This window comes from Streptomyces sp. C (genome assembly GCF_000158895.1).
Taxonomy (GTDB): Bacteria; Actinomycetota; Actinomycetes; order Streptomycetales; family Streptomycetaceae; genus Streptomyces; species Streptomyces racemochromogenes.
In genome coordinates, this window is sequence record NZ_GG657750.1 from 428,063 (window position 1) to 430,705 (window position 2,643).

General features: G+C 76.8%; 3 protein-coding genes and 1 pseudogene. 3 read left to right on the top strand and 1 reads right to left on the bottom strand.

All coding sequences use genetic code 11. The features are described 5' to 3' along the window. Together SSNG_RS41685 and SSNG_RS02130 are read left to right on the top strand one after the other, a co-directional pair. Window positions 1-479 (top strand): annotated as a pseudogene (locus tag SSNG_RS41685) (amidohydrolase); the annotation flags it as partial. Further along, the gene (locus SSNG_RS02130; protein WP_007262139.1) at window positions 476-1,186 is read left to right on the top strand and encodes a sulfite exporter TauE/SafE family protein; all 711 of its coding nucleotides are present in this window, start codon (window positions 476-478) and stop codon (window positions 1,184-1,186) included. The pseudogene SSNG_RS41685 and the gene SSNG_RS02130, both read left to right, overlap by 4 nt. Here the strand turns inward: SSNG_RS02130 and SSNG_RS02135 are convergent. Beyond that, window positions 1,170-2,237 (bottom strand): LacI family DNA-binding transcriptional regulator, encoded by a 1,068-nt coding sequence (locus SSNG_RS02135; RefSeq protein ID WP_007262140.1) that lies wholly within the window; start codon window positions 2,235-2,237, stop codon window positions 1,170-1,172. The two genes, SSNG_RS02130 and SSNG_RS02135, sit on opposite strands and share 17 nt — an antisense overlap. A 225-nt stretch (window positions 2,238-2,462) precedes the next feature. Here SSNG_RS02135 and SSNG_RS41690 point away from each other — a divergent pair. Then, the coding region (locus SSNG_RS41690; RefSeq protein WP_042800405.1) for a hypothetical protein at window positions 2,463-2,643 on the top strand (181 nt) is incomplete at its 3' end.

Below are 2,643 nucleotides of genomic sequence, written 5' to 3' on the forward strand. Positions count from 1 at the left end.
GCTACGGCCTGGGCACGGACGGCACCCGGGGGGACCCCTTCCGCCTCGCCGAGGCCGCCGAGTTCGCCCAGCGCCTCGCCTACGGCCTGGCCACCGGCGACTCCTCCTGCGGCGCCGGCTGGTCCTGGCTGGACCGCGGGGGCGCGGGCGGCGCCGACGCCGTCGGCCTCGGAGCGCTCACCGGCCGGATCGCCGCCGGGGCGGCCGCCGACTTCCTGCTCGTCGACGTGAGCGGGCCGGAGATGCGGACGTCCTGGGACCTCCCCTGGGAACTGGTCCGCCGCGGCAACCGCGACCAGATCACGGCGGTGTTCACGGCCGGCCGGCTGCGGATGTGGCGGGGCCGGGCCGTCGGCTGGGACGACTCCGCGCTCGTCGAACGGGCGGCCGAGCTGGCCGCGGAGGTCGTCGGGCGGGCCCGGGTGACCCGCGCGCACCCGACCTCCACGCAGGCCCGGGCGGGGAGCGCCGGACGGTGAGCGCCCAGGCGGTGGCGGTCCTCGCCCTGGTGGTGGCGGCCGCCGCGTTCGTCCAGGGCACCAGCGGCCTCGGCTTCGCACTGGTCGTCGCACCGGTGGCCGGACTCCTCGATCCCTCCCTGCTCCCGGTCTTCGTCCTCGCGTCGATGATCCCGCTGAACGTGTACGTGGCCTGGCGCGAGCGGCGGTCCCTGGACCTGCGCGGCGCGGGCTGGATCACGGCGGCCCGGCTCGCGGCTACCCCCGGGGGGTTGGCCCTGCTCTGGGCCGTGCCGGAGCGGCGGCTCGGCCTGGTCGTCGGCGTGGCGACCGTCCTGGCGGCGGCCGTCAGCCTGGCGGCCCCGGCCTTCGTGCCCGGCCGCGCCGCCTACCTGGGGGCGGGGGTGGTCACGGGGCTCACCGAGACCGCGACCGGGGTGGGCGGGCCGCCGCTGGCCCTGGTCTACCAGCACCGTCCGCCGGCGGAGCTGCGGTCCACGGTCGCCCTGTGCTTCCTGATCGGCGAGGTGGTCTCGCTCGCCCTGCTCCTCGCCACCGGGCGGGGCACCCCGGCGCAACTGGGCTGGGCCGTGCTGCTGTTGCCCGCCCTGGCGGCGGGGGCCTGGCTGAGCCGGCTGGCGCACCACCGGGTCGACGCCGCGCGGATGCGCCCCCTGGTGCTCGCGTTCGCGCTCGTCTCCGGTGCGGTGCTCATCCTGGCGCCGTGACGCGCAGCGACGAGGCCCGCGCCACGAGACGGGGCTCGGGCGGCACCGCGACGGCGGCCTGCGCACCGCGCAGGCGTGCCAGGAGGAGTTCCACGGCGTCGGTGGCCGCCCGGTCCAGCTGGAGGTCGACGGCCGTGAGCGGGGGTTCGCAGGTCCGGGCGCGCGGACCGTCGTACCGGGTGGCCACCAGCACGTCCTCGGGGACGCGCCGGCCGCTGTCCCGGATCGCGCGGACGGCGCCGACCGCGAAGACGTCCACGAGGGCGCAGACGGCGTCGGTCCGCGGGTGTTCGGCCAGCAGGGCGGCGCAGGCGTCGTAGCCGGCCTGCTCGCCGCCCTCCTCCGGGGCGGTGGCGACGAGGGGCGGCCAGCCCCCGGCGGCCGCGGCGCGCTCGTACGCGGCGCGGGCGTCGACGGAGGAGTGGCGGCCGCCCGCGCCGATGAGGAGCGCCGGACGGCGGGCGCCCTGCTCGCGCAGGTGTTCCAGCAGCAGTTCGGTGACCGGGCCGCCGCGCAGGTCGACGTACGGGGCGTCCCCGGGCGGGGCCACCTCGCGGCCGAGCGCCACGTACGGCAGGCCCCGCTCGCGCAGCTGCGTGACGGCCGGGTCGTCCTCGCCGGGCTCGACCACGATCGCGCCGTCGATGTCGAGGGAGTGCAGGGCCGATCCGGACCGCACGGGCGGGACCAGGACGAGCGCGTAGCCGTGCGTCATGGCGCGTTCGGCCGCGGCGGCGGCGATCTCCATGTAGAAGCCGAGCCGGGAGGGGCCGGCGGCCACCGAGAAGGGCATGGAGGAGGCGAGCGCGATGACCTTGGCCTGTCCCTGGCGCAGCCGCTGGGCACGCAGGTTGGGCCGGTACCCGAGTTCGGCGGCGGTCCGCTTGATGCGTTCACGGGTCCGGGGGTCGACCTTGCCCAGCCCGTTCAGGGCGTGGGAGACGGTCGTCGGGGACACCGACGCGGCCCTCGCGACGTCGGCGATCGTCGGCGGCCGCCTGCGGGCGCCGTCGGCGGGAGCGGCGCCGGGGCCGGAACCGGGACTGGACATCTGCGCGGGGGCTCCTCACTCGATCGGCCGGGACGGTGCCATCTTCGCCGACCCGTCCGGCGTCCTCCAGACCCGGCGGCGGGGGAAGGGGCGAACAAAGAGCCGATTGCCGAATCCGCGCGGTCCTCGTGATCAAACGGCCGCCGGACCCGTTCACCGTGAAGGCCCTTGCTCCAGGGGCCACTTGGCAGCTCTGACCATGACGGTGAAGGAAGAGGGGCGTTCGTGTCCGAGAGTCTGGCCGATGTCATCCAGGTCGCCGGGGGCGAGCTCCGCCTCCTGCGCAGGCTCCTCTCGGACGCCGGGGAGGACGCCTGGGAGCGGCTGCTCGAATGGCTGATGGACGACTGGTTCCGGCTGGACGTCCTGGGACTGGAGAACATTCCCGCCGACGGGCCGGCGGTGC

Excerpts from the sequence above, each read along its gene's own strand:
- SSNG_RS02135 (WP_007262140.1), bottom strand. The coding sequence starts at position 2,237 with ATGTCCAGTCCCGGTTCCGGCCCCGGCGCCGCTCCCGCCGACGGCGCC.